We start from the raw sequence: 24,878 nt of genomic DNA on the forward strand, positions 1-24,878 counted from the left end.
GCGAAGCTTACATAGTCTGCGGGAAGTAGCTGTACTTGCCGTCCGGACCCTTCTTCCATTCGTACATGATGTAGCCCGGAATCTTCGGGTCACCCTTTTCGTCGAAGGAGATGTCGCCGAGAACGGTCGGGAACGGACCCTTTTCCTTCATCGCGGTTGCGACAGCTTCCGCATCGGTCGAACCGGCCGCCTTGGCAGCACCGGTGATCGCCTGCATGGCCGCGTAGGCGTAGAGAGTGTAAGCTTCCGGGTTGAAGCCGGCAGCCTTGAACTTCTCAACGAGTTCCTTGTTGGCCGGGTTGAGCGTCGGATCCGGGCCGAAGGTGTTCAGCGTACCGGCAACTGCGTCGCCAGCGATGGAAGCAAGTTCGTTCGAGACGATACCGTCGCCCGAAACGAGCGTTGCCTTCAGGCCCTGGTCGGCAGCCTGACGGATGATGAGACCGGCTTCGGTGTGCAGACCACCCCAATAGATGATCGAGACGCCGGCTTCCTTCATCTTTGCGATGAGGGCGGAGAAGTCCTTGTCGCCGACATTGATGCCTTCATACATGGCTTCGGTGACGCCAGCAGCGTTCAGAGACTTCTTGGTCTCGTCGGCAAGACCCTGACCGTAAGGCGTCTTGTCGTGAACGACAGCGATCTTGGCGTCCTTGAAATGATCGGCAAGGTATTTACCGGCAATCGCGCCCTGCTGGTCGTCACGGCCGCAGGTACGGAATGTGTTCCACAGGCCGCGCTCGGTGAACACTGGGTTCGTTGCAGCCGGGGTGATTTCGAGGATGCCGTTTTCAGCATAGACTTCAGACGCCGGGATCGAAACGCCCGAGTTGAAGTGGCCGATCACGAACTTCACGCCGTCAGCGACGAACTTGTTGGCGACCGAGATGCCCTGCTTCGGGTCGGAGACGTCGTCACCGAGTTCGAGCTTGATCTGCTCGCCGTTGATGCCGCCTGCGGCGTTGATATCAGCGGCTGCCTGCTCGGCACCCTTCTGAAGCTGAGCGCCGAACGCAGCGTTCGGGCCAGTCAGAGGACCGCCGACGCCAATGAGAATGTCGGCCCAGGCGTTGCCGCTGAAGGCGACCATCGCCGTCAGTGCCACTGCCGACAGAAGAGATTTCTTCATATTTTTACTCCCAATTTTTGGGCGGGTTCCGGTCCAAGACCCGGCGCATTACCCACCATTGACTGCGCCAGGAAAGCTGTTCCACTCTGAAGGCAATTCATGCCTAGTTTCAACGGACTGTCAATGTTTGTCCTTCCACGAGAACGCGGAAGTTTTTTCGTACAGCCAGTAATAGTTGTTGACCATCTGATTGGTGCGGCGATAACGGAAACCCGCCGTCGAGAAGACGAGCAGCAGCACGAAATCGATGACGTAAAAGAAGGCGCTGAGCATCGGCCCGTTGAAGAGCGCATGATGCAGGAACTGCATCACCCAGGCGAGCAGGAAGGTGTAGACGACGACCAGCGGATAGTTGCTCCAGCTTTCAGCTGCAGCCCTGCCGGCGCGCCATGCCGTCCAGAACCCGATCAGCACGACCAGCCCGCGGATGACCATCCGCACGCCCGTATCCGGTTCGAAGAAAAGTCCCTGCATGTCAAACTCTCCCTTCTGCCCGGCTCAATGTCTTCCACCTTCGAGATAGGCGGCACGGACTTCCGGATTGGCGAGCAGTTCCTTGCCGGACCCGCTCATCGTTACCTTGCCGTTCACCATCACGTAAGCGCGGTGCGAGAGCTTCAGGGCAGCAAATGCATTCTGCTCGACGAGGAAAACGGTGAGGCCTTCCTGCTCGTTGAGCTTCTTGATCGCCTCGAAAATACCCTTGACGATCAGCGGCGCGAGACCGAGCGACGGCTCGTCGAGAAGCAGGAGCTTCGGTCGCGCCATCAGCGCACGGCCGATTGACAGCATCTGCTGCTCGCCGCCGGAAAGCGTGCCGCCGCGCTGCGCGTGGCGTTCCTTGAGGCGCGGGAACAGCGTGAAGATCTTCTCGACGTCCTCGTTGAAATGTTTGAGGTTGTCGAGGCCCGCACCCATCTGCAGGTTTTCCGTGACGGTCATCCGCGGGAAGATGCGGCGGCCTTCCGGCGACTGCGCAATGCGAAGCCGCGCGATGTCGTGCGTCGGCATGCGGGTGATGTCGCGCCCTTCGAAGATCACCGCGCCGGTGCGCGCCTGCGGGCTGCCGCAGATCGTCATCATCAGCGTCGACTTGCCGGCGCCGTTGGCGCCGATGAGGCTGACGATCTCACCCTTGTTGACGTCGACATCGATGCCCGCGAGCGCACGGATATTGCCGTAATAGGTTTCGACGCCCTGAACCTTGAGAAGCTGTTCGCCGGCCATCAGTTTGCGCCCCCTTCGAGGCTCTCGACGGTTGCGATGACCTCTTCCACTTCCTTGTCCTCGACACCGAGATAGGCCGCGATGACCTTCGGGTCGTTCTTCACATGCTCCGGCGTGCCGTCGGAAATCTTCTGCCCGTATTCCAGCACCACGACATGGTCGGAGATTTCCATGACCACCGACATATCGTGTTCGATAAGCAGGATCGACGTACCGGTATCGGCGCGAATTCCCTGCAGCAATGCGTTGAGAGCCGCCGATTCACGCGGATTGAGGCCGGCGGCGGGCTCGTCCAGGCAGAGCAATTCCGGCTCGGTGCACATGGCCCGGGCGATTTCGAGACGCCGCTGCGCGCCATAGGGCAGATCGCCTGCAGGATCGTCGGCGCGGCTGATCAGATCGGCCTTTTCCAGCCAGAAGCGTGCGAGCTCGATGGATGCTGCAGCCTCTTTCCTGTAGGGACCGATGTTGAGAAGGCCGAGGATCGTGTAGCCCGATGCCTTCATCAGCTTGTTGTGTTGGGCAACGAGCAGGTTCTCCAGAACGGTGAGGCCCGAGAACAGGCGGATGTTCTGGAAGGTACGCGCGACACGGGCTTCCTTGGTGATGCGGAAATCCGGCAGGCGCTCGAGCAGGTACTGCTTTCCGCTCTGCTGGTTCAGTGTGATCATTCCCATCGTCGGCTTGTAGAAGCCGGTGATGCAGTTGAAGACGGTCGTCTTGCCGGCGCCGTTCGGGCCGATCAGCGCGGTAATGTCACCGCGCTTGGCTTCGAAGGACAGGTCGTTGATGGCCATGAGGCCACCGAACTTCATCGACAGATGCTCGACCTTGAGCAGAGTATCGCTGGACATTGTCGTCATTTCTGCGGGGCTCATCAGCCGTGCCCCTCCTTGATAAAGCTTCCGGAAACTGCCCTGCGCTCCTTGAGGAAGGCGGTCGGTTCACGCGAGCCGACGAAGCCGCGCGGCTTGAACAGCATGACGACGACCATGGCGAGGCCGAAGAGAAGCATGCGGTAGAGTTCCGGCGTGAAATCCGGACCGAAGACGGCTTTCAGGAAGTCCATCTCGCGCAGCAATTCCGTCCCGCCGACCATGACGAGCGCAGCAATCGCAATACCGGTCAGCGAGCCCATGCCGCCGAGGACGACGATGGCCAGGATGACGGCCGATTCCAGGAACACGAAGGATTCCGGAGAGACGAAGCCCTGGCGCACTGCGAAGAACGAGCCGGCAATGCCGCCGAACATCGCACCCGTCGCAAAGGCTGTGAGCTTGGTCGTGACCGTATTGATGCCGAGCGAACGGCAGGCGATCTCGTCTTCGCGCAGCGCTTCCCAGGCGCGGCCGATCGGCATGCGGCGAAGCCGGATCGTGACGTAGGCCGTCAGCATGCAAAGGCCCAGGATCAGATAGAAGAGGAAGATCTTGTAATAGGCCGACGACATCGGAAGGCCCATGAGCTTGGCAAAGCCGCCCGACGTCGCATCGAAGGGAATGCCGAACAGCGTCGCCTTCGGGATGCCCGAGATGCCGAAGGTGCCCTTGGTCACAGCCGTCCAGTTGATGAGCACGAGACGGATGATTTCACCGAAGGCGAGCGTCACGATGGCGAGATAGTCGCCGCGCAAACGCAGGACGGGGAAGCCGAGGATGACACCCCAAAGCGCCGCCAGGATGCCCGACATCGGCAGCAGAAGCCAGAAGGACAGGCCGAAATAGCTTGAGAGCAGCGCATAGGAATAGGCACCGACCGCGTAGAAGGCGACGTAACCGAGGTCGAGCAGACCGGCAAGGCCGACGACGATGTTAAGGCCCCATGCGAGCATCACATAGATGAGAATCTGGATGCCGAAGTTGTCGACCCATTTCAGCGAGCCCTGCGCGCCGAAAGCCGCGTAGATGGCCACCGGATAGAGCAGAAGCGCGACCAGCGCGATTTTCAGGAAATGCTGGCGGAGAAAACCCTTCTCGGTCGAGATGTCGAGCTCGCCTTGCTTCGCCTTGGCAAGCTTGCGCTTGTCGATGTTCGGCTTGACGAAAACGACGATGACGAAGCGGCTGATCGCAGCGATCGCCACGAAGATCGCGAGCAGGCCCCAGCGCTGAACAATGATGAGCTCGTTGTTGATGTTCTGGTCGGTCTTGAGGCCGACATAGAGAACGAACAGACCCAGAGAAAGGAGGGCCGCGAATAAGGCTTCCGTAAGGCCTTTCTGGACAAGCCCGGGTGCGGGCTTGCCAGCAGGATTTTCGATGTTTGCCATGATGTTATACCTTCTCGACTTCCGGCCGTCCGAGAATGCCGGTCGGCTTGAAGATCAGGACGAAAGCGAGGATCGCAAAAGTCGCGACATCCTTGTAGGCGATCGTGAAATAGGCGGACCAGAGCGATTCGATGAGGCCGATCATCAGGCCGCCGAGAACGGCACCCGGCAACGAGCCGATGCCGCCGAGAACGGCTGCGGTAAACGCCTTGACGCCCGGCGTGAAGCCGTCGTTGAACGAGGCGACGCCATAATACATCAGGTACATCGTGCCGGCGACTGCGGCGAGCGCCGCGCCCATGATGAAGGTGATGGAGATCGTCTGATCGACGTTGACGCCGAGAAGAGCGGCCATCTTGCGGTCCTGCTCCGTCGCGCGCTGGGCGCGTCCGAGCGCCGTGCGGTTGACGATGTACCAGAAGGCGGCCAGCAGCACCACGGTGATGACGATGATGATGATCTGCTTCAGCGAGATCGAAATACCGCCGATATTGTAAACCGAACCGACGAGCGGCGGAATCGGCTTGTTGCGCGGGCCCTGCGTCACCTGGATGAAGTTGGACAGCGTGATCGACATGCCGATCGCGGTGATCAGCGGCGCCAGGCGGAAGGAACCGCGCAGCGGCCGGTATGCAACACGCTCGATCGTCCAATTCCACAAACTCGTCATCAGCATCGCAACGATAAGCATCAGCAGCAGCAGAACTGCCACCGGAACGCCTGCAAAGATGGATGTGAGAACGAGAAAGACGATAAGAGCGGCGAAACCACCGAGCATGAAGATATCGCCATGGGCGAAATTGATCATGCCGATAATGCCATAAACCATCGTGTAGCCAATAGCGACAAGGCCATAGATGGATCCGAGCGTCAGCCCATTGAAGAGCTGCTGGACGAAATACTCCATATGTCATTTCCCCTGGATGCGAGCCAACATGACTGCATCTCTTTTTGGTCTGTAGTTCCCTTTTATCGGAACCTCATATGCGGCATCCATACCGTTTTCCGCGAAAATGTGAAGACAAAAAGGCTTTACTGGGTCAGATTCTTGGCGAAACGGACGTAAATGGCGCGTTTCGGCCCAAAATCCACATTAAAGAGGCATTCCCTGAGGAAATTTTAGCCAGAAACCCGCTGTGGATTAACCAAATCGGCTGTGAGGCGGGCAAGGCGGGCAGCTTTAAGCATGGCACTTATTCCATAAAACCGGAGCTTTTGGCAAATTCCTACGAAATTCGAGGGCTGGACGCGAAAAACGTTTCAAACGAACGTCCTGCCGGGCGTTGCAATTAGCAAATGCGCCAGTCCCAACTCTCACGGATTCCAGCCGCCGCTGCCATAAGGACGCGTGATGATTTCGAGCAGGTGACCGTTCGGATCTTCGAAATAGAGACCACGTCCACCGTCGTGGTCATTGGTTTCGCCTGGCTTTCTCTGGCCGGGATCGGCCCAGTAACGCAGGTTCCGCTCACAAATTCGATTGAATATCGCGTTGAATTCAGCGTCGCCGACCAGGAAGGCGTAGTGTTGGCGTATGATCTCACCTTTCGTATCCATATAGTCGAGATTGGCATCGTTGTCGGTCGTGACCATGTGGAACGGCCCCCACCGCCGCGGCGGCGACAGGCCCAGCATATCGGCCAGGAAATCTGCCGAGGCCTTACTGTCTCGAGCCGACAGGATGGTATGATTGAAGTGGATGGCCATCTTGGTCTCACGGAAATGAGGCGGAGCTTCAACGCGGTGGGTTTGGGCGGTTAACACGCCCGCCCGTCTCTTTGTTCCGGGCAGTCACACCTTGAGCTGAGGCGGGCGAATGTTGCACGATCACAAAAGTCGGCCGCTTCATCGGAAAACGTGCACCTTAAGTTAAAATCCGTCGCTTCTCTGGAGCTGACATTTGCATAGCGAGAAGCGTCGGCCGAAGTCGATCCTTGGCTGTCCACGCCCCTCTGACTTCAAATCTCTTTCGAAGCAACGTAAACTCCCACCGGTGGAAGGGCCTTGGTAGGCGAGGAGCAGATCGGGCGGGCGGCATGAACGAGGTGAGCGGGAATTGGCGTGACAGTTCGGGCGCGGCGGTACGGCCGCCGATCGCCTGGGCGCTCGCTGTAATTGCCGGGCTCGCGCTCGACTGGCTCTATCGGCTGCCCTTCCTGCCGGCGGCCATGCCGGCCGGCGCGCTCGGCGTCATCGTGTTCCTCGCCGGCCTGGCGCTGCTGATCTGGGCGGCGGGGACCTTCCGCCGTGCGGGGACGCAGATCCAGACCACCCAGCCAACGGCGACGATCGTCGACGAGGGACCCTACCGCTTCACGCGCAACCCGATCTATATCGGCATGTTCCTCGGCCTCATCGGCTTGGCCATCGCCATCGACAGTCTGTGGCTCATCGTCCTGCTGGTGCCGTTCTATCTCGTCATCCGCTACGGCGTGGTCGCCCGCGAGGAGGCCTATCTCGAGCGGAAGTTCGGCGACGTCTATCTCGCCTACAAAGCCCGCGTCCGGCGGTGGCTGTAGCGGGACGAAGAGGGATCAACCTGCTGGAACCCACCGCGGAACGGGTCGAGACGCGACATCCGCGGCATCATTGGCAAGATCCGGTCTCGGTGGCGCAAAACAGATGTGCCTTTGCAGCGACCGTCGTGGCTGCCGTCGGGTACCGCCCTTACGATGGCAGCTGCTTGCCGGCCTGCTCGCTGACGATGTACTCGGCGTACCAGTCCGGCCAGCCCTCATCGTACTCGCCTGTCAGCTTCTCGTGCTCGCCATGCGCGGCAGCCGCACGCCGGAGGGCGGCCGCAAGCTCTGTGGACGAGGTGAATGTCGTGTCGTCGGCGTCCACGCGTCCGGGCAATCGGGCGGTAATCTCCTGGAGCAACCAGCCGTTACCATCTGGATCGCTGAATGAGGCGAACGAGCGGTAGCTGCGATGCTCGGGATCCGGACCAGGGATCCGGAGCTGCCCAAACAGGTAGGGTTCGTCGGTGCCAGCGTACACGCCGCTGGCGTCGTGGAACACCTCGCTGACCTCGACCCCACGCCCGAGCAACTCGCGTCGGGCGGCCTTAATGTCGGAGACGATCAGGTACAAGCCCCGCGCGGAGCCGGGTGCTGCTGCAGTGACGTTCTGGCCGAAGATAACCGAGCACCCGGAGCCAGGCGGCGTAAACTGGATTACGCGAAAGCCCTCATCGGCGGCGAAGTCGGCGTCGAGCCTCCAACCCAGATCGCTGTAAAAGCCCTTCGCGCGATCCACGTCCGAAACAGGAATAACGACGATCTCGAGCTTCATATCGATCGTCTGCGTTCTCGGGGTCTCGACAACAGGTTTGCTGTGCTCCTGGCTGTTGCTCATGTGGAGCTCCTTAAATTGGCAGCCTTCAGGGCGGCGGCACATGCCAAGCGAGTGGATCACAGCGGAGGCGTGCAGTCGAATCAATTATGATGTGGTGCTAATGGACCCTGCGCTAACCTTCGTTGTGGAGACTTCCGATTGTGATGAGGAACCATTTGCCCCTCATATGGCCTGTTGCCATCGCGGTCGCCAGCAATCTATCTTCTCGAATGACGGCTATGCCCCGCGCAAAAAGGTGACTCGATCACCATATATGTCTTTATACTGCTTCCGGATGCTGACATCCGTTGAGGGGAACATGTTAGCGATATTCGAAAAGGCGGCGCTTGAGGCGGGTAGAACGATCATCGCGATCTTCGACGAAGGGTGCGCTGTCGCGACGAAAGCAGATTCAAGTCCCGTGACCCGCGCGGATGAAGAAGCGGAGCGGATCATCCTGGCCCATCTTGCACGCAGCTATCCGGATATTCCGGTGATTGCCGAAGAATCGGTGGCGGCCGGTCACGTGCCGGATATCGAGGGAAAGGCTTTCTTCCTTGTCGACCCGCTCGACGGCACGCGCGAATTCGTCGACAGGCGGCGCGAATTCACGGTCAACATTGCCTATGTGGAGCATGGCGTGCCGCTTGCGGGCATCGTCTATGCACCGGCACTCGGTATTGCTTTTGCAGGCAAGGCAGGACACGCGGAAAAACTCCTCGTCGGCGCCGATTTTACGGTGACGGAACGCATTGCAATCACGGTCCGCGCACCACCTGCCAAGCGCCTCGCTCTTGCCAGCCGCAGCCACAAAAGTCCCGCGACCGACAGCTTTCTCATCGAGCAGGCGATCTCCGAATGCACCAATATCGGCTCTTCGCTGAAATTCTGCCTGCTTGCCGAGGGAAAGGCAGACGTCTATCCGCGCTTCGGCCGGACGATGGAATGGGACACGGCGGCGGGCGACGCGATCCTGCGCGCTGCGGGCGGCACGACCGTTACCATGGACGGATTGCCGCTGACCTACGGCAAAACCGGCGGCAAGGCGGATTTCGACTTCGCCAATCCCGACTTCATCTCCTGGGGCGGCAAGGAAATGGCTGTGCAGATGCGCATGGCTTCGGGCGAAAACCCTTAAAAATCAAAAAAGGAATGGCGTGCAGCTGACCGTGACGGCAAGGCGGCCCTCCCGCCCGAAACGCCGTCCGAAGGGATGGGTATCTAATTGCCTCCGGAACCGGCGATCTCTGGACCGGCGAGGAGCCGGCAACGACGAATTTGCCGTCAAAGTGAGCGCCGATGGCGCAAGCTGGCAGACGGAGCTCGCCATTGCGGCCGCGGCATTGTGAAAACGCCGGCACGTCCCATCGTCCGCGTCTTGCTTTCAACCTCCACATCGACCTCGGCAAACAACGGCAAGACGGATTTCAACACCATGCACGCGGAGCAACGGGATCGACGCTCGGCGCTGCGGTCCCGTCAGGTTCAGGACAACGGGCAGCCATTCCCCGCAAAGGGTCTCGGTCTGCTGATTCTATCAGCGAGCACCGGCATTCGGCCTCGCGCAGCTTGCGAGCGGCGACTGGCTCTCGATCATTCGTACCGGCGCGGCCCAATACGAGTTCGGCGCCGGGAAGGCCGAGGTCAGCGCCATTCCGCTCTGAAGGGCTTACAGTAGCCTGTAGCGGAAGGCGCGGGCGACGGCTTGCATACGGTTTACCGAATCGAGCTTGCGCATCGCGCCCTTGAGATAGCCGACCACCGTATGCGGCGAGAGGTCGAGAATGATTGCGATCTCGTCGCTGCTCTTGCCCGCCGCCGACCAGCGCAAGCATTCGATCTCGCGGCGGGTGAGATTTTCCGAAGGCCCCTCGTCTGTGCGGTTCTCGCTGCTGAAACGGTCGAGCGCTTCCATCGCGGCATAAAGAAGGTCCATCTCCTCTTCGCGCGAAAGCGCAGAACGGCGACCTGAGAAGGCGAATATGTATTGCTTCAGGTCAGCGTCGTGCAGCGAAAAGCCGAACGTCTTCTGCAGCCCATGCATCTGGAACAGCGCATTCAGCCGGCGATTCTCCTGATTGGCGGCACCGCCGGCGAATGGGCTGGCATCGCAGAAAACCGGCATGATCGTTCGCTTCAGTGCGCCTACCAGCCGGCTGCAATAGAACAGATCGACCTCGTCGTAGAGATTGGTAAGGTTCTGCGGCCAGTTGCTGATAATGCGATTTTCGAGAAATGTCGTGCTGTCGGCGCGCGGAAAGGCTACGAGGAGGTAATAGTCGAAGCCTGCAGCTTTCGTCATGTCCTCCAGCCGGCTCTTCAGTTCGGCTTTCAGCTCGCCGGTGCGAACGGCGGTGGAGAGCGGAAAAGCGTTATCCTCTGCGCGGTTTCGGGCTGCGCGCTCACGTCTTGTCATCGACTTGTCCTCAGCCGCGGGCCATCGGTTCGGGTCTCGCAGAGGAAGCGCTACGGCGCCGGACAACAGCAAGACTGCAACGATGCCCCGCGTCGTAGGGACGTGAGGCATGCCGAGGCAATCTTTGACTGATGCTGCGAGAAGAACGGAGACGAGGTCTTGCGCTCATTCATGATGTTGCTGCGCTTATAAGGCCGTCCCCGAAATATCTGTAATATCTATTCGGCATGGGAGCCATGCATCCGGTACAAATTGACGCGACGGCAGGCAGCCCGCCCCGGCGGGCTGTGAGGCAGCTAAAGTTGTTATCAAAGTCTTACTGTGCGCTTAGGCAATTTTTAAATGTGACAAGCTAGAGTGCCCGCGTGGTCTTGAGTTGTGTAGAGAGTCCAATGACCGAAATGATACGTCCCCGAGTAAAATATGTCATCGGCCCCGATGGCAGCCCGCTGACGATTGCGGATCTTCCGCCGCCGAATACCCGGCGCTGGGTTATCCGTCGCAAGGCTGAGGTTGTCGCCGCGGTGCGCGGTGGCCTGTTGAGCTTGGAAGAAGCCTGCGAGCGTTACACGCTCACCGTCGAAGAATTCCTGTCCTGGCAGTCGTCGATCAACAGTCACGGCCTTGCCGGCCTGCGCACGACGCGTATCCAGCAATACCGTCACTGAACCATCTGCCTCAGGCAAAGACATTTATTTCGGGCCGGACGCATTTCCCTGAAGGGAGTGAAGAAGGCCCGAAATTATTGTTGACGCTGCGTAGCACCAGAGTCCCGGTTGAGTAAAAGCATCCGCCAGGCCCGTGGTCTTCGCCGCTGCAATCACGATCGCCACCAGTAATACGTCCATCATCGACCACTTGGACAGATACGGCACGGCGTGACGATAAAACCAGCTGCCGGTCCCGCCGCCGGCAGCCGTCGCCTCGGCGGCAATGCCGATGATCTTCAGGATCGGCAATACGATTGACACGATCGCGACGATCAACGCGAGCGGGATATCCCCTCCGCTCCAGAGCGCAGCAACGATCTCCACCAGCGACGGCGTTTCGTCGAAGAAGTAGAGTTTCTCGAATCGGATCAGAGGCAGTACCAGCCCAAGCGCCAGGAAAAATGGTGCTGCAGCAAGCAGTACCGGCCGGATTCCCACCAGTCTTCTCATCGAATACCCCTTGGTTGAACACTGTGTCGTCACCTGCACCGGCTTGGCATGGCATGGCCGCCATGTCACGGTCTGCCTGAACAACATCGGTTTTCGGAGAACATACAATGGATATTCGGAACGAAGACAATGCCTCGGGCGGGCGGTATGTGGCCAAGGTCGACGGCCACGAAGCCGAAATGAGCTATTCCCGCACGTCGCCGAAGCTCGTCATCATCGATCACACCGGCGTGCCGGATGCCCTGCGCGGCAAAGGCGTCGGCCAGGCGCTTGCGCTTCACGCCGTCGAAGAGGCGAGAAAGGGCGGCTGGAAGATCTTTCCGCTCTGCCCGTTCTTCAAGGCGCAATCACAACGCCACGAGGAATGGCGCGACGTGGTGAATTAACAACACCAAAAGCCATGTATGACGGACTTACGGCCCGTCATACATGGCTTCTTCAGGCGATCCCCAGGACGCCGCAGCCGGCGTCCGCTGCCAATCGATCAGGCGCGGGCCCGAATGGCGCTATCTCGCTCTTCGAGCGCGGTAGCGCGGGCATATTCCGCCTGCATCTCCTCGAGCGCCTGCTCCAGTGACTCTTCCTGCATCTTCAATTCCTTGATGGAAACCTGAAGATTGTCGGCGCGCTGTCGTGCCGCCTTCGCGAAGGTCGGGTAGGCGAAGTGATTCGGGTCGGAAATGCCGGATTTCTTCTCTTCGATGACGATCTGACTTTCCAGATCCTTCGTCATTCGTTCGAATTCCGACATCATCATCTGCAATTGCTGCAGCTGACGTCGTTTTTCGTTCACCTGAAACTCCTTCAGGCGAACTAGGCTCTCACGCGACTTCATACGCATTACTCCAGTGATGCGAGATCCCGGCTCTACTAAAATTGCCCTTGCGCACCGGTTTGAAACGGCCTGCCAAAAATATTTCCATCGGTATTAACAAAAACCTACCGCTGGTAACCTTTCGTTTACGGGCATCGTTAATGATAGTGCCGATGATTTAAGGGTCGGTAAACATCACTACGCGATTTCCGGATCCTGTTCATTGGTGAGTCGAATGAATCGCTTACCGGCCATTCTTAATGTAAAAGTTAAGGAAATGGCGTTGCGGATTCTCATTGGAAAACAGCGAAATGGACAAATTGCTTAATAAATTCGTTACCTCTTGCCAGAGTGAATCAGAATTTGTTAACCATTTCGTGGCAGCTTCCAAATCACGCAGTGAAGTATTCGGTATCGCGTAGGGGGCCAGACCACCTTTCGGCGGCGGTAAAGGGGATAATAATGCGGGTACTACTTATCGAAGACGACAGCGCGACAGCGCAGAGCATCGAACTGATGCTGAAATCCGAGAGCTTCAACGTCTACACCACCGATCTTGGTGAAGAAGGCGTCGATCTCGGCAAACTGTATGATTACGACATCATCCTTCTCGATCTGAACCTTCCAGACATGTCCGGATATGAAGTGCTGCGCACTCTCCGCCTGTCCAAGGTCAAGACACCAATCCTGATCCTCTCCGGTATGGCAGGGATTGAAGACAAGGTCCGCGGCCTTGGCTTCGGCGCCGACGACTACATGACCAAGCCGTTCCACAAGGACGAATTGGTCGCTCGCATCCACGCGATCGTCCGCCGTTCCAAGGGCCACGCCCAGTCGGTCATCATGACCGGCGAGTTGATCGTGAACCTCGACGCCAAGACCGTTGAAGTCGGCGGCCAGCGTGTTCACCTGACGGGCAAGGAATACCAGATGCTGGAGCTGCTTTCGCTCCGCAAGGGCACGACCCTGACCAAGGAAATGTTCCTCAACCACCTTTACGGCGGTATGGACGAGCCGGAACTGAAGATCATCGACGTCTTCATCTGCAAGCTGCGCAAGAAGCTCGCAAATGCTGCCGGCGGCGCAAACTACATCGAAACCGTCTGGGGCCGCGGCTACGTTCTGCGCGAGCCGGATGGCGCCGAATACGCCGAAACCGCCTGAGACACCGAATTTCCCCTTTCGATCATGAGATATCCCGCTTTTCCGGCGGGATTTTTCGTTTCGATGCATGGCCTCGCAAAAAACAAAGCCGCCCGGAGGCGGCTCAGACCTTAAAGAATATAGGAAATCAGGCGGCGATGGCGCGGTTGCCGAAGACGGCCGTCAGGATCTTGCGGTCGAAGGGTTTCAGCAGGAAGTCGGTGGCCCCTGCCCGCTTGCCCATCATCAGCTTCTTGAGATCGGCCTCGATTACGCAGTAGTAGATCTTGACGTCCTTGCCGCCTTCCATCGCCCGGATGGCGGAGATCAGTTCGAGCGCGCCCTCCATGCCGGAATCGACGATCATATATTCCGGAAGCTCGGCCTGGCAGCGCGAAAGCGCTTCGCTTGCATTGGACGCCTCACTGACAAGGAAATCGAGTTCGGAAAGGATACGCTTTCCGACTTTGCGGACGACATCCGAACTATCAGTGATCATGAACCGCTGCATGCCTGCTCCTTCGCTCCACTTTTACCCCAGTGGCGCTTCCTCAGTCCCTGAGAATAGGTCCATTAGGCTAAGGAAGTGTTACCTGGGACGTGCCAGGCTGCAGCGATGCAACCATGACGCTAGACAAAAACCGACTCCGCGGTGAAGATAATTTCTTCGCCCGTCGCGCTGTGGCCGAGCTCCATGCCGCTCTCTTCGGCGAGCAGGACCGTGTAGTAAGGCTGGATCGAATGCGCATCGATCGCCTCCTCGACTTGGCCCGATGTGATTTCCACGAACTTCGCCGGCAGGCGCATCAGCTTGCCCTTGGCAACGATCTTGAACTTGGCGTCGAACTCCGGATTCTCAAGCGTTACTTCCAGCGAGCCGCCGCGTGGGATCGAGGAATAGGCAACCAGGAAGAGATTGAGCAGCAGCTTGACACGGTTTTTCGCGACGATGGCGCGCGGCCCATTCCAGGTCACCTCGGTCTTCTTTTCGGCAGCTGCGAAATCCTTGGCTGCGCGCTCTGCCTCACCGGTATCGATCGAAGCGCCGACCGAACCGGAGGCGCCAAATGCCAGGCGTGCAAATTTCAGGCGAACCGAGGCATTGAGCGCACTCGTGCGGATGAGGTCCATGGCGTCCGAATCGGCGCCGCCTTCGTCCAGCAGCTCGAGACCGTTGTTGATCGCGCCGACGGGCGAGATGACGTCATGGCAAACACGGCTGCAAAGTAGCGCGGCCAGATCCGGGCCGGTCAATGTGAGATTGGGGTTCTTGGACATCATCGTCTCCTAAAGGCGGCAAATTTCATCCCGCCTATCATGCTTGATCAAAATTGCACGAAGTTTGCGCCGTACTCGTCGCCATAATGACACCATATTTGGTAAACCGATTATTAAGACGATCCGCGCAAAATGCATCCACTGCCGGAAACGGCTCATCGAACCGACCATGATGAACGGATGACACCATGCGCCTTCAATCCCCCGGAAGATTTATGGGCTTTTGCCGACTCTTCGTCGCGCTGACCATTGCAGCATTTGTGCTCTCCCCGCAGCAGGCGGCGGCACAGCAGGCCAACAGCAATCAATACACCATGCAGGAGATCGTCGACGCTGGCCATTCCTTTTTCGGATCGACCAGCGGCGGTCTGGCAAAGGTAGTTGAAGCGGCCTTTCAAAAATATGGTCTGCCAAACGGTTACGTTTTGGGACAGGAAGGGTCCGGCGCCTTCATCGCCGGCCTGACCTACGGAGAAGGCCAGCTCAACACCAAGAACGCCGGCGCCCATTCGCTCTACTGGCAGGGACCGTCCCTCGGCATCGACTACGGCGGCCAGGGCTCGCGCGTCATGATGCTGGTCTACGACCTGCCTTCGATCGACAGCATCTATGCCCGCTTCGGCGGTGTCAGCGGCCAGGCCTTCGTCATTGCCGGCTTTGGCATGACGCTGCTCAAAAACAATAATGTTCTGGTGGTTCCGATCCGCACCGGCGTCGGCGCCCGCCTCGGCGTCAACGTCGGCTATCTGAAAATCACGCCCGGCCCGACCTGGAACCCCTTCTAATCCCACGATCGGCGGCGGGTTTCTTGCCCGCCGTCACCTATCCGCCACTTGCTCTAGGTGCAGCGCGTGCTTTAAACATTGGCGCTGACGCAAATCAAACCTTAAAGCAATGGCCGCGCCGTGATCGAATATGCTCTTCTGTTCGGACTGGGTTTCCTGACGGCGGCGTTCCTCGTCTTCCTGATCTCTCCTGCAATCCATCGCCGCATCGTCTGGTATACGGAAAACCGCATGAAGGCGACAATGCCCCTCACCCCGCAGGAAGTAAGGGCGCAGAAGGACATGGTACGGGCGCTCTACGCTGCGGAGAATGCCAGAACGGCACAGGACCTGATACGCGAGCGCGAAAAATCCCTGTCCCTGCAGCTTCGCCATGATTCCCTTGCGCTCGATGCCGGCCGCTTGTCGTCCGAACTCGGCGCATTGCAGGCGCAGATCGGCGATCTGAACGTCGAGGCTGCCGAAATGCGCTCCCACCTGCGCATGGACGAAATCTATATCAGCCAGTTGAAGACGAGCCTGCACATTGCCGAACAGGCGACTTCTGCAAAGGAAAGCGAGATCGAGACGCTGCGCACGCGCCTCAACAAGCTCGCCGAGCAGGCGGACAACCTCAAAATCGACATGGCGGCGCGCGAAACCGAGATGGAAAGTCTAAAAGTCCGTGCCAACGCGCTGCGCGACGAACGCGACACCTTGCGCCAGGACGTCAATCTTCTGCAGAAGCGGGCCAAGGATGCCGAGCAGAAGCTGACGCAGCAGGAGCATTTGGTGATCCGCCTGGAGGACAAATCCGCGCGCGAGGCAGTTGCCGCTGCCGACAAGGAAACGCTGCTCGGCCGCCGCCAGCAGGAAATCGCCAAGCTCAAGGAGCAATTGAAGTCGCTCAATGCCGGCCTGCGCAAGGCAAACCGCGCGCTTCACGATGCGGGTCTGGCAACGGTCGAAACCAAAGGGGAGGAACTGATGCAGGAAGAATCTCCAGCTTCCGAACTTGATTCAGCAGCGGTTGCCGCCCGCCTTGCCGAAGAAGTTCGCGCGCGCAGTGCAGCCGTTTCCGATCGCATTTCCAAGGCGAAGGCGACGACGGGCAACGACAGCGCCATGCGCGAAGAGATCGCCTCGATCGCGGCTGGCATGGTGGCACTGACGGCGCTTAACGAAGGCCCCTCCTCGCCGATCCGCGACCTTCTGCCGGAGGATGCGGGTAACGAAGAGGGCGAACGCGTGAGCCTCGCCCAGCGCGCCGCAACAATCCTGTCGCAACCGGGCTGATTCAGAGACGAACGGCCGCCGATGCCATCGCGAACAAAGCGATGCCGGTCGCCGTCGCGACATTGAGGCTGTCGAGGCGGGCAGATTGCGGAATGCGCGCACTCCTGAAACGCGCCAGGACAGCTTCCGGCAGCCCATCTCCCTCGGTACCGACCACCAGCGCCATGCGATCCGAAGGTGCTATCGCACGGATATCCGTCTTGCCGCGCGGCGATAGCGTCCAGATATCGAAACCGCGTTCTGCTAGTGCAACGAGGATATCGAGAGCACTGCTGCTCCGCTGATAGGGAACGCTCAGCACGGAACCTACCGAGACACGCATCGCCTTCCGGTAAAGCGGATCGCAGGACGTCTCGTCGAGGAAGATGGCGTCCGCGTTGAAGGCGGCCGCATTGCGGAACATCGAACCGGCATTGTCGTGATTGGAAATGCCGCAGCCAACGAGCACCAGCGCGCGCTCCGGCAGGTTGTCGAGCAGGTTCTCGCTGCCCGGGATGCGTCGGCCGAGCGCCAGCACGCCGCGATGCAGATGGAAGCCGACGATGCCGTCGAGAACATCCGCCTCGGCGACATAGACTGGGACATCGTCCGGCACGCGCGCAAGAATGTCTGCGACGCCTTCGGCGCGGTTTCGCAGCAGCAGGATTTTCTCGGCCTCGAAGCCGCGTCTCGTAGCGTGGGCTTCGGCCAGCATGCGCAGCACGACGGTGCCTTCGGCAATGAAGCGGTTCTGCCTGCCCGTCAGGTCGCGTTCGCGGATCGCGCGGAATTCCGCAATGCGCGGATCGTCGGCGCTTTCGATCGTGATCGGCGCGGCAGCCATCGGCCTCAGTTGCCGGCGACGGTGATGTCGGCGACGAGCCGACCCGCCTCGATGTCGAAGACCAGCGCCTTGCGCTTGCCGTCGATTGATTGGCCGAAGAACAGGATCTGGCTGCCGGAGAGCGACGTGGACTGCACGGCGAACCCGAGCGGCAGGGAAACCGTGGATCTGACCGGCGAATCCGAAGGAACGCCGGAGCCCGAGACAGCTGCCGTTTCTGCCGGTTCGGCCTTCATCGTCTTGTAGACAACGGCGCCGAAGACCGCCATAAGGCTCACGAACATGATGGCGCCGGAGACGATCTGCAGGCGGACCATCTTGCGCCGGACATTTTCCATTGCCGGATCAAGGGGCTGTTCTTCCTGATCGTCCAGCTCGATTTTCGTCATCGTGGTGTCCTATGAAATACTTCGGAGAAGAAGCGTCTTGAGCGACCCCTTTAAACAAGCATCCGGCATTAGGAAAGTCCTGACTGCCGATGAGAATGCCGAAGGCCGCCTCGACGCCTGGCTGACGGCCCAGCTCGGCGAGGAATTTTCCCGCAGCCGCGTCAAGGTGCTGATCAAGGATGGCCAGTTGCTGGTGAACGGCGCCGTCGTCCTCGATCCGCAAAAGAAGGTGCGCTCCGGCGACAATTACGAACTCCTGCTGCCCGAGCCGGAAGACCCGACGCCGAAGGGCGAAGACATCCCGCTCGACATCCTTTACGAGGACGACGACCTCATCGTCATCTCGAAACCGGCCGGCATGGTCGTCCATCCCGCTGCCGGAAACTGGACGGGAACACTCGTCAATGCGCTGATTCACCACTGCGGCGACAGCCTCTCGGGCATTGGCGGCGTCCGGCGGCCAGGCATCGTGCATCGGCTCGACAAGGATACGACCGGCGTCATGGTCGTCGCCAAGAACGATATTGCACATCGCCACCTGTCGCTTCAGTTTGCCGATCACGGCCGCACCATGCCGCTCAAGCGCGCCTACCAGGCGATCGTCTGGGGCCGGCCGCGCTCGCTCTCAGGCACGATCGATGCGCCGCTCGGCCGCTCGACCGGCGACCGCACGCGCCGCTCCGTCAAGCGTCCTGACAGCCAGGAAGCCGACGAGGCCATCACGCATTACGCAGTGCTTGAACGCTTCCACGAGAGCCCGGATGCAACAGCGCTTGCCGCCCTCGTCGAATGCCATCTGGAGACCGGCCGTACCCATCAGATTCGCGTCCATATGGCCCATATCGGCCATCCGTTGCTTGGCGATACGGTCTATGGCGCGCATTTCAGAACCAAGGCCAATCTACTGCCCGATGAAGCACGTAAAGTCGTCAACAGCTTCGGCCGTCAGGCGCTCCATGCCTATATGCTGCAGTTCGAGCATCCCCGCACGGGTGAACTCATGCACTTCGAAGTGCCCCTCCCCGTAGATATGGTGGAACTCGCAGAAGCGCTCCGCCGTTAGCAGTATAACGTCTTCGTGAAGGCTTTTGATGGGCTTGAACCGCTGTTCCGCCATACTTATCTGTATGTTGACTTAGTGCGGGCTTGGATTTGAGCCGCACGTCCCGGTTCGCCAGTTCCGACGCGGGGACGCGTTCCATCGGGAACCGGAATCTATATAGGAGGGTGCAATCATGGCCCGCAATACCTTGCCGTCCATTACCGCCGGCGAAGCCGGTCTCAATCGTTATCTCGACGAAATCCGCAAGTTTCCGATGCTGGAGCCGCAGCAGGAATATATGCTGGCAAAGCGTTATTCCGAGCACGGTGACCGCGAAGCTGCGCATAAACTCGTCACCAGCCACCTGCGTCTCGTCGCCAAGATCGCGATGGGCTACCGCGGCTACGGCCTGCCGATCGGCGAAGTCGTGTCCGAAGGCAATGTCGGCCTCATGCAAGCCGTCAAGAAATTTGATCCGGAACGCGGTTTCCGTCTCGCCACCTACGCGATGTGGTGGATCAAGGCCTCGATCCAGGAATACATCCTGCGCTCGTGGTCGCTGGTGAAGATGGGCACGACCGCTAACCAGAAGCGCCTGTTCTTCAACCTGCGCCGCCTCAAGGGCCGGATCCAGGCAATCGACGAAGGCGACCTGAAGCCGGAGCATGTCGCGGAGATCGCCACGAAGCTGAACGTCTCCGAGGAGGAGGTCGTTTCGATGAACCGCCGCCTTTCCGGCGACGCTTCGCTGAACGCGCCGATCAAGGCCTCCGAAGGCGACAGCGGCCAGTGGCAGGATTGGCTCGTGGACGACCACGACAGCCAGGAAGAGGTGCTGATCGAGCAGGACGAGCTCGAAACGCGCCGCCGCATGCTCTCGAAGGCGATGGGCGTGCTGAACGACCGCGAACGCCGCATCTTCGAAGCACGCCGCCTTGCCGACGATCCGGTCACGCTGGAAGATCTGTCGACCGAGTTCGACATCAGCCGCGAACGCGTGCGCCAGATCGAAGTCCGCGCCTTCGAAAAGGTGCAGGACGCGGTGCGCAAGGAAGCGCTGGAAAGGGCAAACGCCGTCCGCGTCGTCGAAGCCACGGCATAACGGGTTCGCGCCTCGGTATGAGATCGGAAAGCCGCTTGCTGCAGATTGCGGCAGGCGGCTTTCTTCATTTTAAGTTTGCAAGAGGCACCTTCCAGGATGAGGCAAAAGCCGAAACTGTTCGGCGCGGATTACAGCGTTTATGTGCGGGCCGCGCGGCTCACCTTGCATGAGAAGGGCGTTGACTACGATCTGGTGCCTGTCGATGTCTTTGCAGCGGCAGGACCGCCGTCATCCTATCTCGCCCGGCAGCCGTTCGGCTGAATCCCAGCCTTGGAGCATGACGGCTTCAATCTTTATGAGACCGGAGCGATAACCCGCTACATTGATGCGGCATTCAACGGTCCAAGCCTGCAACCGGCAACTCCAAGGAAGTGCGCCCGGATGAACCAGATCATCAGCATCGCGGATGGATACATCTACTCCAACCTCGTCTGGGGAATGTATGTGGAACTGGTGTCGAAGCCGCTGCGCGGAGAGCCAAGCGATGAGGCGCGCGTGGCCATCGCTCGATCCAAAGCGCCTGTTTGCCTGCAGGCTCTTGCGGATTTGATGGATGGCGAGCCTTGGCTCGCGGGAGAGACGCTGACATTGGCGGATCTGCACGTCGCACCAATGATGGATTATTTCCTGACGGTTCCCGAAGGGCGGAAGCTGCTTGAGCAGCACACCGGTCTCACCGCCTGGTGGCAACGCATCGCCGAGCGTCCAAGCATGCAATACACAAAGCCAACGACATGAGCCCGGCAGCGGGTTGTTCCGCTGCCACTTTTCCAGGCGACCAGCGCGTTACTGGCTCGTGCTAACGTCGCCGAGCGCCGTCCATTCTTTGACTGCGGTATTGAAGGCTGCTATGCCGGTCGGACCCTTCTGCATCGTGATCAGCGCGCGGCGGCCGTTGCGATAGGTGATCGGAATATCGATCCAGTCACGCGTCGAAAGCAGGTCGAGGTTCGCCTTGCGGGCATCCGGATAATCGTTCAGCGCGATCATGTGGAAGTCATCGGTGATTTTGGCAGGAACCGCGATCAGCGGGTCGCCGCGATCTTGTTCCGTGCGCTTCATCGAAATGCGTTGGACGCTATCGATACTGCCGCCTTCGAAATTCGGCGGAAGCGAGAAGACGATCTCGACAAGGTGGCTCGCCGGAAGCGACGGATCGGAGTTGCGCTTGAAGGTCACGAGAGCCGAAAGATTGCGCTCCGGCACCGTCACATTGGCCTGCACCGTCGATTCTTGCTTGCCGCCCTGGCCGGCTTCATGCTGGACGCTCCAGGCGACGCCCCCCTGGATCGCCGTTGGCGAGCTCTGGCCGATCCGCTCCTCATAGAGGAACATCTTCTCGCTCGCACCGGCCGGCACCTGCTGCGGGGCAGCGGTCGGGCCGTTCGGCGGCGGCGTCTCGGCGGACGCCCCACCTGCCTGCACGGGCGGAGCCGGCGCGGTGGATGCGACATTCTGCTCGGCGACCGACTTGCCTTCGGCGGTGGGCGTACCGGGCATGGCAGCCGGGCCGCTGTCGACTTCCGTACCGTCTGCCATGAGGCGCTGGTTGAACTTGTTGTCGACCGAAGAACCGTCATCGAGCGCGGCAACCTGCCGGCCAGGTTCGGCAGGCTTGGCCGCTTCGGTGTTGTTTGTCGAAGGGCTTGCCGGCGTCTCGTTCTGCATAGCAGCGGGCTCGCTCTCGGCCGTTTTGGACGGAGCGGCGCTCACCAGATTGTCAACCATCGCGATCAGCTCGGCACGGTTCATCCAGGCGGCATAGGCACCGCCGCCCAGCACTGCCAGCACGCCGACAACGGCAATGATCGTGCCGATACCGAAGCGGCGGCGCTTCGGTTCCATGCGGAAATTCTTGCTCTGCAGTTTGGCGGCAACGATCTGGTCGATATCGGCAGCTGGCGCCGAATCGTCGTCTTCCGCAACGACGCCGCGGCGACTGTAGCCCCGAAGGGCCTTGGCTTCCTGCCACTCTTCGCCCGGTACGTCGGCAGCAGGCGCCGCAGGCTTGCCGTGGATCTCGGCGAACAGGTCCGAATCGTCGAAGTGCGCTGCGACAGGGGCCTTCTTGTTGGTGCCTGCCTCGATCGGCGGCAGATCGTCAAAGGCGGCGGCTTCCCAGGAAAAGCCCTCGTTCGCGGCCGGCATCTTCGCGGGCGGCGGCGGATTTTGAAGACCAGCAATGGCTTCCTCGAAGGCGCGCGCGTGGTCGTTGGCCGACTCCGCTGGAGGAACGCTTTCTGAGAAGTTCCTGACCTCCTCCGTGGCCCATTCAACCTCTGCGTCCTTCGGTGGCTCGGCCGGGGTTTCGGCAGCCGGCTCGGCCCAGACGGGATCGAAATGCGCAACCGTTTCGGCCTGCAGCGGCTCCTCGCGGCTGTGCTCGACGAACTCCTCCGGCTTCTCGAAAGAGACGAACGGCTCAACGAGCCGGTTCGACGGATTGTATTCGCCGGCAGGACGAAGGGATTCCGGTTCGACAGCCGGTTCGGCCTCGACGGCAGGCGCCTCCTCGAGATACTCCTCCGGCGGGAGTGCGTATTCCTCGACCGGCACTTCATCGCGATGCGACGCAGCCCATTCCTCAGGAGGTGCTGCTTCCGCCTCAGCCGCAGCAGTAACTTCCTCGACCGGGCGGTCCCATCGTTCTTCTTCTTGTTCTTCCGGCACCGCCGCTACCGGCGCGGGCTCCTCGTGAGGCTCCTCGTAGGGCGCCGCCTCTTCCTGTGGTTCAGGCTGCGGCTCTTCGTGACGGTATTGCGCTGGTTCATCCGCATCGGCGAGATGCTCTTCTGCGACCGGTTCTGCGGCAACCGGTTCGTCAGCAACCGATTCTGTGGCAACCGGTTCGTCAGCGACCGGTTCTTCAGCAACCGGTTCTTCAGCCGGCTCCGGCGCGGCAGCATACTGTGCTGGCGGCTCGGAAACAGGCTCTTCATGGACAGGCGCTTCTGCTGCAGCAATGGCTGCCTCATCGTCCGGCAATGCCTCGGAGTGCTCGGCCTCCACCTCGCGGATAGCAGTATCGAGCTTATCGAGCTGGCGCTGCAGCATCGCTTCCGGCGGGCGCGGCTTCATGTTTTCGAGCTGCCGCTGCACCGCGCCGCGGGCACGCTCGTAAACCTTCGCCCGCATCTCGGGGGTGTTTTCAGCCAGGCCGTCAACCGCCCGCCGGATAACTGCAATAAAATCAGCCATTAGTTACTTTTCTCGAGAGGCCCGATTCGCGGCCGGGCCAGATGCCATAATGACCCGCGACATTAATCCTCAAACGGATCAGTCACAAGTATGGTGTCATCGCGCTCAGGGCTTGTGGACAAAAGCGCGACAGGCGCACCGATTAGCTCCTCGACCTGGCGGACATATTTGATCGCCTGCGCAGGCAGATCGGCCCAGCTGCGGGCGCCGACGGTCGACTCCTTCCAGCCTTCCAGCGTGATGTAGACCGGCTCCACGCGAGCCTGCGCCGCCTGACTTGCCGGCAGATGGTCGATCTGCTCGCCGTCGAGCATGTAGCCGACACAGATTTTCAGCTCGTCGAGACCGTCAAGCACATCGAGCTTCGTCAGCGCAATGCCGGTGATGCCGTTGGTCGCGACCGACTGGCGTACAAGCGCCGCATCGAACCAGCCGCAACGGCGCTTGCGTCCCGTCACCGTTCCGAATTCATGGCCCTTCTCACCAAGGAACTGGCCGACCGAATCGTTGAGTTCCGTCGGGAACGGACCTTCGCCGACGCGCGTCGTGTAGGCCTTGGTGATGCCGAGGATATAGCCGAGCGAGCCAGGTCCCATGCCGGAGCCGGCAGCAGCCTGGCCGGCGACCGTATTCGACGAGGTCACGAAGGGATAGGTGCCATGGTCGATATCGAGCAAGCTGCCCTGCGCGCCTTCGAAAAGAATGCGCGCGCCCTTGCGGCGCTCCTTGTCGAGGAGCAGCCAGACCGTTTCGCGGAAGGGAAGCACGCGGTCGGCGATCGACGTCAGCTCCGTCATGATCGCCTCGTGGCTCACCTCGGCAACGCCCAGGCCGCGGCGAAGCGCGTTGTGGTGCGTGAGGATACGGTCGACCTTGCCCGGGAGCGCCTCCAGATCGGCGAGATCCATGACGCGGATCGCGCGACGGCCGACCTTGTCTTCATAGGCCGGGCCGATGCCGCGGCGCGTCGTGCCGATCTTCGTGCCGCTGTTGGAGGCGGCATCTTCGCGATAGGCATCGAGCTCGCGGTGCAGCGAGAGGATCAGCGTAGCGTTGTCGGCGATGCGCAGGTTGTCGGGAGAAATCTTGACGCCCTGTTTTTCGAGCTTCTCGATCTCGGCAATCAGCGCGTGCGGATCGACGACGACGCCGTTTCCGATCACCGCCATCTTGCCTGGGCGCACGACGCCGGAAGGCAACAGCGACAGCTTGTAGCTCGTGCCGTCGATGACGAGCGTATGGCCGGCATTGTGTCCGCCCTGATAGCGCACAACGATATCCGCACGTTCCGAAAGCCAATCGACAATCTTGCCCTTGCCTTCGTCACCCCATTGCGAACCGACCACGACTACGTTCGTCATCCAACTCTTCCTGTTACCGGCGGATTATCCGCGCTCTGCTCAAACCCGCGCATCTATAAAGCTTTGTTTTTTGGAAAGCGACCCTGTTATCAGGGCGAAATGGGCTTTTTACGTGACAAATCAGCCAGTCC

At 60.1% G+C, this 24,878-nt stretch carries 27 protein-coding genes and 1 pseudogene; 11 read left to right on the forward strand and 17 right to left on the reverse strand.

The genetic code is table 11. The features are described from left to right. Positions 1–7: 7 nt before the first annotated feature. The 6 genes from ISN39_RS13195 to ISN39_RS13220 all read right to left on the reverse strand — a co-directional run bounded on the left by ISN39_RS13195 (position 8) and on the right by ISN39_RS13220 (position 5,532). Positions 8–1,129, reverse strand: a complete 1,122-nt coding sequence (locus tag ISN39_RS13195; protein WP_074069284.1) for a branched-chain amino acid ABC transporter substrate-binding protein — start codon at positions 1,127–1,129, stop codon at positions 8–10. Between the two features lie 120 nt (positions 1,130–1,249). After that, positions 1,250–1,603 carry a DUF6867 family protein gene (locus ISN39_RS13200; RefSeq protein ID WP_074069285.1) on the reverse strand — a complete coding sequence of 118 codons (354 nt, stop codon included), beginning with the start codon at positions 1,601–1,603 and terminating at the stop codon, positions 1,250–1,252. 24 nt (positions 1,604–1,627) lie between these two features. After that, complete coding sequence (locus ISN39_RS13205; RefSeq protein WP_022716961.1) at positions 1,628–2,356, reverse strand: ABC transporter ATP-binding protein; 729 nt, start codon at positions 2,354–2,356, stop codon at positions 1,628–1,630. Next, the gene (locus ISN39_RS13210) at positions 2,356–3,234 is read right to left on the reverse strand and encodes an ABC transporter ATP-binding protein (protein WP_022716960.1); all 879 of its coding nucleotides are present in this window, start codon (positions 3,232–3,234) and stop codon (positions 2,356–2,358) included. Before ISN39_RS13210 ends, ISN39_RS13205 begins: the two co-directional genes overlap by 1 nt. Beyond that, positions 3,234–4,625: a high-affinity branched-chain amino acid ABC transporter permease LivM gene (gene livM, locus ISN39_RS13215; protein WP_194727800.1), complete on the reverse strand. Its 1,392-nt coding sequence runs from the start codon at positions 4,623–4,625 to the stop codon at positions 3,234–3,236. Before livM ends, ISN39_RS13210 begins: the two co-directional genes overlap by 1 nt. A gap of 4 nt (positions 4,626–4,629) precedes the next feature. Continuing rightward, on the reverse strand, positions 4,630–5,532 hold the full coding sequence (locus tag ISN39_RS13220) for a branched-chain amino acid ABC transporter permease (RefSeq protein ID WP_039845683.1): 903 nt from the start codon (positions 5,530–5,532) through the stop codon (positions 4,630–4,632). Between the two features lie 77 nt (positions 5,533–5,609). On the opposite strand from ISN39_RS13220, the gene ISN39_RS13225 reads away from it, so the two are divergent. After that, positions 5,610–5,918: a hypothetical protein gene (locus ISN39_RS13225; protein ID WP_194727801.1), complete on the forward strand. Its 309-nt coding sequence runs from the start codon at positions 5,610–5,612 to the stop codon at positions 5,916–5,918. Between the two features lie 21 nt (positions 5,919–5,939). Here ISN39_RS13225 and ISN39_RS13230 read toward each other — a convergent pair whose 3' ends face one another. After that, on the reverse strand, positions 5,940–6,332 hold the full coding sequence (locus ISN39_RS13230) for a VOC family protein (RefSeq protein WP_074069289.1): 393 nt from the start codon (positions 6,330–6,332) through the stop codon (positions 5,940–5,942). 329 nt (positions 6,333–6,661) lie between these two features. On the opposite strand from ISN39_RS13230, the gene ISN39_RS13235 reads away from it, so the two are divergent. Continuing rightward, the gene (locus ISN39_RS13235; RefSeq protein WP_194727802.1) at positions 6,662–7,144 is read left to right on the forward strand and encodes an isoprenylcysteine carboxylmethyltransferase family protein; all 483 of its coding nucleotides are present in this window, start codon (positions 6,662–6,664) and stop codon (positions 7,142–7,144) included. 148 nt (positions 7,145–7,292) lie between these two features. On the opposite strand, the gene ISN39_RS13240 is transcribed toward ISN39_RS13235, so the two are convergent. Next, positions 7,293–7,982 (reverse strand): VOC family protein, encoded by a 690-nt coding sequence (locus tag ISN39_RS13240; protein WP_194727803.1) that lies wholly within the window; start codon positions 7,980–7,982, stop codon positions 7,293–7,295. A gap of 298 nt (positions 7,983–8,280) precedes the next feature. On the opposite strand from ISN39_RS13240, the gene cysQ reads away from it, so the two are divergent. Continuing rightward, on the forward strand, positions 8,281–9,099 hold the full coding sequence (cysQ, locus tag ISN39_RS13245) for a 3'(2'),5'-bisphosphate nucleotidase CysQ (RefSeq protein WP_194727804.1): 819 nt from the start codon (positions 8,281–8,283) through the stop codon (positions 9,097–9,099). A 531-nt stretch (positions 9,100–9,630) separates the two neighbouring features. On the opposite strand, the gene ISN39_RS13250 is transcribed toward cysQ, so the two are convergent. Next, positions 9,631–10,377 carry a LuxR C-terminal-related transcriptional regulator gene (locus ISN39_RS13250; protein WP_194727805.1) on the reverse strand — a complete coding sequence of 249 codons (747 nt, stop codon included), beginning with the start codon at positions 10,375–10,377 and terminating at the stop codon, positions 9,631–9,633. Positions 10,378–10,769: 392 nt separating this feature from the next. Between ISN39_RS13250 and ISN39_RS13255 the strand changes: the two genes are divergently transcribed. Further along, complete coding sequence (locus tag ISN39_RS13255; RefSeq protein WP_007533628.1) at positions 10,770–11,045, forward strand: DUF1153 domain-containing protein; 276 nt, start codon at positions 10,770–10,772, stop codon at positions 11,043–11,045. Between the two features lie 24 nt (positions 11,046–11,069). Here the strand turns inward: ISN39_RS13255 and ISN39_RS13260 are convergent, their stop codons facing one another. Further along, complete coding sequence (locus ISN39_RS13260; RefSeq protein WP_074070367.1) at positions 11,070–11,537, reverse strand: paraquat-inducible protein A; 468 nt, start codon at positions 11,535–11,537, stop codon at positions 11,070–11,072. A 107-nt stretch (positions 11,538–11,644) separates the two neighbouring features. Between ISN39_RS13260 and ISN39_RS13265 the strand changes: the two genes are divergently transcribed. After that, entirely contained in the window at positions 11,645–11,923 is a 279-nt protein-coding gene (locus ISN39_RS13265) for a GNAT family N-acetyltransferase (RefSeq protein ID WP_194727806.1), read from the forward strand. A 98-nt stretch (positions 11,924–12,021) separates the two neighbouring features. On the opposite strand, the gene ISN39_RS13270 is transcribed toward ISN39_RS13265, so the two are convergent. Further along, on the reverse strand, positions 12,022–12,372 hold the full coding sequence (locus ISN39_RS13270) for a flagellar export protein FliJ (RefSeq protein WP_074062076.1): 351 nt from the start codon (positions 12,370–12,372) through the stop codon (positions 12,022–12,024). A gap of 441 nt (positions 12,373–12,813) precedes the next feature. Between ISN39_RS13270 and ctrA the strand changes: the two genes are divergently transcribed. After that, the gene (ctrA, locus tag ISN39_RS13275; protein ID WP_003542362.1) at positions 12,814–13,515 is read left to right on the forward strand and encodes a cell cycle two-component system response regulator CtrA; all 702 of its coding nucleotides are present in this window, start codon (positions 12,814–12,816) and stop codon (positions 13,513–13,515) included. A gap of 127 nt (positions 13,516–13,642) precedes the next feature. Here ctrA and ISN39_RS13280 read toward each other — a convergent pair whose 3' ends face one another. After that, positions 13,643–14,005, reverse strand: coding sequence for a response regulator (locus tag ISN39_RS13280; RefSeq protein ID WP_194727807.1), 363 nt, complete (start codon positions 14,003–14,005; stop codon positions 13,643–13,645). Between the two features lie 119 nt (positions 14,006–14,124). Beyond that, complete coding sequence (locus tag ISN39_RS13285) at positions 14,125–14,775, reverse strand: histidine phosphotransferase family protein (RefSeq protein WP_194727808.1); 651 nt, start codon at positions 14,773–14,775, stop codon at positions 14,125–14,127. Between the two features lie 185 nt (positions 14,776–14,960). On the opposite strand from ISN39_RS13285, the gene ISN39_RS13290 reads away from it, so the two are divergent. Next, complete coding sequence (locus ISN39_RS13290) at positions 14,961–15,557, forward strand: EipA family protein (RefSeq protein WP_074069309.1); 597 nt, start codon at positions 14,961–14,963, stop codon at positions 15,555–15,557. Between the two features lie 120 nt (positions 15,558–15,677). Next, on the forward strand, positions 15,678–16,832 hold the full coding sequence (locus ISN39_RS13295; RefSeq protein ID WP_194727809.1) for a hypothetical protein: 1,155 nt from the start codon (positions 15,678–15,680) through the stop codon (positions 16,830–16,832). Between the two features lies 1 nt (position 16,833). Here the strand turns inward: ISN39_RS13295 and ISN39_RS13300 are convergent, their stop codons facing one another. Then, the gene (locus ISN39_RS13300) at positions 16,834–17,655 is read right to left on the reverse strand and encodes an RNA methyltransferase (RefSeq protein WP_194727810.1); all 822 of its coding nucleotides are present in this window, start codon (positions 17,653–17,655) and stop codon (positions 16,834–16,836) included. Between the two features lie 5 nt (positions 17,656–17,660). Beyond that, on the reverse strand, positions 17,661–18,044 hold the full coding sequence (locus ISN39_RS13305; protein WP_194727811.1) for a hypothetical protein: 384 nt from the start codon (positions 18,042–18,044) through the stop codon (positions 17,661–17,663). Between the two features lie 37 nt (positions 18,045–18,081). Here ISN39_RS13305 and ISN39_RS13310 point away from each other — a divergent pair, with 37 nt between their 5' ends. The 3 genes and pseudogenes from ISN39_RS13310 to ISN39_RS13320 all read left to right on the forward strand — a co-directional run bounded on the left by ISN39_RS13310 (position 18,082) and on the right by ISN39_RS13320 (position 20,926). Continuing rightward, entirely contained in the window at positions 18,082–19,107 is a 1,026-nt protein-coding gene (locus ISN39_RS13310) for an RluA family pseudouridine synthase (RefSeq protein ID WP_074069313.1), read from the forward strand. A gap of 172 nt (positions 19,108–19,279) precedes the next feature. Further along, positions 19,280–20,188 carry an RNA polymerase sigma factor RpoH gene (gene rpoH / locus ISN39_RS13315; protein WP_194727812.1) on the forward strand — a complete coding sequence of 303 codons (909 nt, stop codon included), beginning with the start codon at positions 19,280–19,282 and terminating at the stop codon, positions 20,186–20,188. Positions 20,189–20,284: 96 nt separating this feature from the next. Further along, positions 20,285–20,926 (forward strand): annotated as a pseudogene (locus ISN39_RS13320) (glutathione S-transferase family protein). A gap of 48 nt (positions 20,927–20,974) precedes the next feature. Here ISN39_RS13320 and ISN39_RS13325 read toward each other — a convergent pair. After that, the gene (locus ISN39_RS13325; protein ID WP_194727813.1) at positions 20,975–23,386 is read right to left on the reverse strand and encodes a hypothetical protein; all 2,412 of its coding nucleotides are present in this window, start codon (positions 23,384–23,386) and stop codon (positions 20,975–20,977) included. Between the two features lie 62 nt (positions 23,387–23,448). Continuing rightward, positions 23,449–24,747 (reverse strand): adenylosuccinate synthase, encoded by a 1,299-nt coding sequence (locus ISN39_RS13330; RefSeq protein ID WP_194727814.1) that lies wholly within the window; start codon positions 24,745–24,747, stop codon positions 23,449–23,451. Positions 24,748–24,878: the final 131 nt, after the last annotated feature.

The organism is Rhizobium sp. 007, from assembly GCF_015353075.1.
GTDB lineage: Bacteria > Pseudomonadota > Alphaproteobacteria > Rhizobiales > Rhizobiaceae > Rhizobium.

Coding starts and splice junctions, on each gene's coding strand:
- ISN39_RS13195 (WP_074069284.1), bottom strand. CDS start 1,129: ATGAAGAAATCTCTTCTGTCGGCAGTGGCACTGACGGCGATGGTCGCC.
- ISN39_RS13200 (WP_074069285.1), bottom strand. CDS start 1,603: ATGCAGGGACTTTTCTTCGAACCGGATACGGGCGTGCGGATGGTCATC.
- ISN39_RS13205 (WP_022716961.1), bottom strand. CDS start 2,356: ATGGCCGGCGAACAGCTTCTCAAGGTTCAGGGCGTCGAAACCTATTAC.
- ISN39_RS13210 (WP_022716960.1), bottom strand. CDS start 3,234: ATGAGCCCCGCAGAAATGACGACAATGTCCAGCGATACTCTGCTCAAG.
- livM (WP_194727800.1), bottom strand. CDS start 4,625: ATGGCAAACATCGAAAATCCTGCTGGCAAGCCCGCACCCGGGCTTGTC.
- ISN39_RS13220 (WP_039845683.1), bottom strand. CDS start 5,532: ATGGAGTATTTCGTCCAGCAGCTCTTCAATGGGCTGACGCTCGGATCC.
- ISN39_RS13225 (WP_194727801.1), top strand. CDS start 5,610: ATGCGGCATCCATACCGTTTTCCGCGAAAATGTGAAGACAAAAAGGCT.
- ISN39_RS13230 (WP_074069289.1), bottom strand. CDS start 6,332: ATGGCCATCCACTTCAATCATACCATCCTGTCGGCTCGAGACAGTAAG.
- ISN39_RS13235 (WP_194727802.1), top strand. CDS start 6,662: ATGAACGAGGTGAGCGGGAATTGGCGTGACAGTTCGGGCGCGGCGGTA.
- ISN39_RS13240 (WP_194727803.1), bottom strand. CDS start 7,982: ATGAGCAACAGCCAGGAGCACAGCAAACCTGTTGTCGAGACCCCGAGA.
- cysQ (WP_194727804.1), top strand. CDS start 8,281: ATGTTAGCGATATTCGAAAAGGCGGCGCTTGAGGCGGGTAGAACGATC.
- ISN39_RS13250 (WP_194727805.1), bottom strand. CDS start 10,377: ATGACAAGACGTGAGCGCGCAGCCCGAAACCGCGCAGAGGATAACGCT.
- ISN39_RS13255 (WP_007533628.1), top strand. CDS start 10,770: ATGACCGAAATGATACGTCCCCGAGTAAAATATGTCATCGGCCCCGAT.
- ISN39_RS13260 (WP_074070367.1), bottom strand. CDS start 11,537: ATGAGAAGACTGGTGGGAATCCGGCCGGTACTGCTTGCTGCAGCACCA.
- ISN39_RS13265 (WP_194727806.1), top strand. CDS start 11,645: ATGGATATTCGGAACGAAGACAATGCCTCGGGCGGGCGGTATGTGGCC.
- ISN39_RS13270 (WP_074062076.1), bottom strand. CDS start 12,372: ATGAAGTCGCGTGAGAGCCTAGTTCGCCTGAAGGAGTTTCAGGTGAAC.
- ctrA (WP_003542362.1), top strand. CDS start 12,814: ATGCGGGTACTACTTATCGAAGACGACAGCGCGACAGCGCAGAGCATC.
- ISN39_RS13280 (WP_194727807.1), bottom strand. CDS start 14,005: ATGCAGCGGTTCATGATCACTGATAGTTCGGATGTCGTCCGCAAAGTC.
- ISN39_RS13285 (WP_194727808.1), bottom strand. CDS start 14,775: ATGATGTCCAAGAACCCCAATCTCACATTGACCGGCCCGGATCTGGCC.
- ISN39_RS13290 (WP_074069309.1), top strand. CDS start 14,961: ATGCGCCTTCAATCCCCCGGAAGATTTATGGGCTTTTGCCGACTCTTC.
- ISN39_RS13300 (WP_194727810.1), bottom strand. CDS start 17,655: ATGGCTGCCGCGCCGATCACGATCGAAAGCGCCGACGATCCGCGCATT.
- ISN39_RS13305 (WP_194727811.1), bottom strand. CDS start 18,044: ATGACGAAAATCGAGCTGGACGATCAGGAAGAACAGCCCCTTGATCCG.
- rpoH (WP_194727812.1), top strand. CDS start 19,280: ATGGCCCGCAATACCTTGCCGTCCATTACCGCCGGCGAAGCCGGTCTC.
- ISN39_RS13325 (WP_194727813.1), bottom strand. CDS start 23,386: ATGGCTGATTTTATTGCAGTTATCCGGCGGGCGGTTGACGGCCTGGCT.
- ISN39_RS13330 (WP_194727814.1), bottom strand. CDS start 24,747: ATGACGAACGTAGTCGTGGTCGGTTCGCAATGGGGTGACGAAGGCAAG.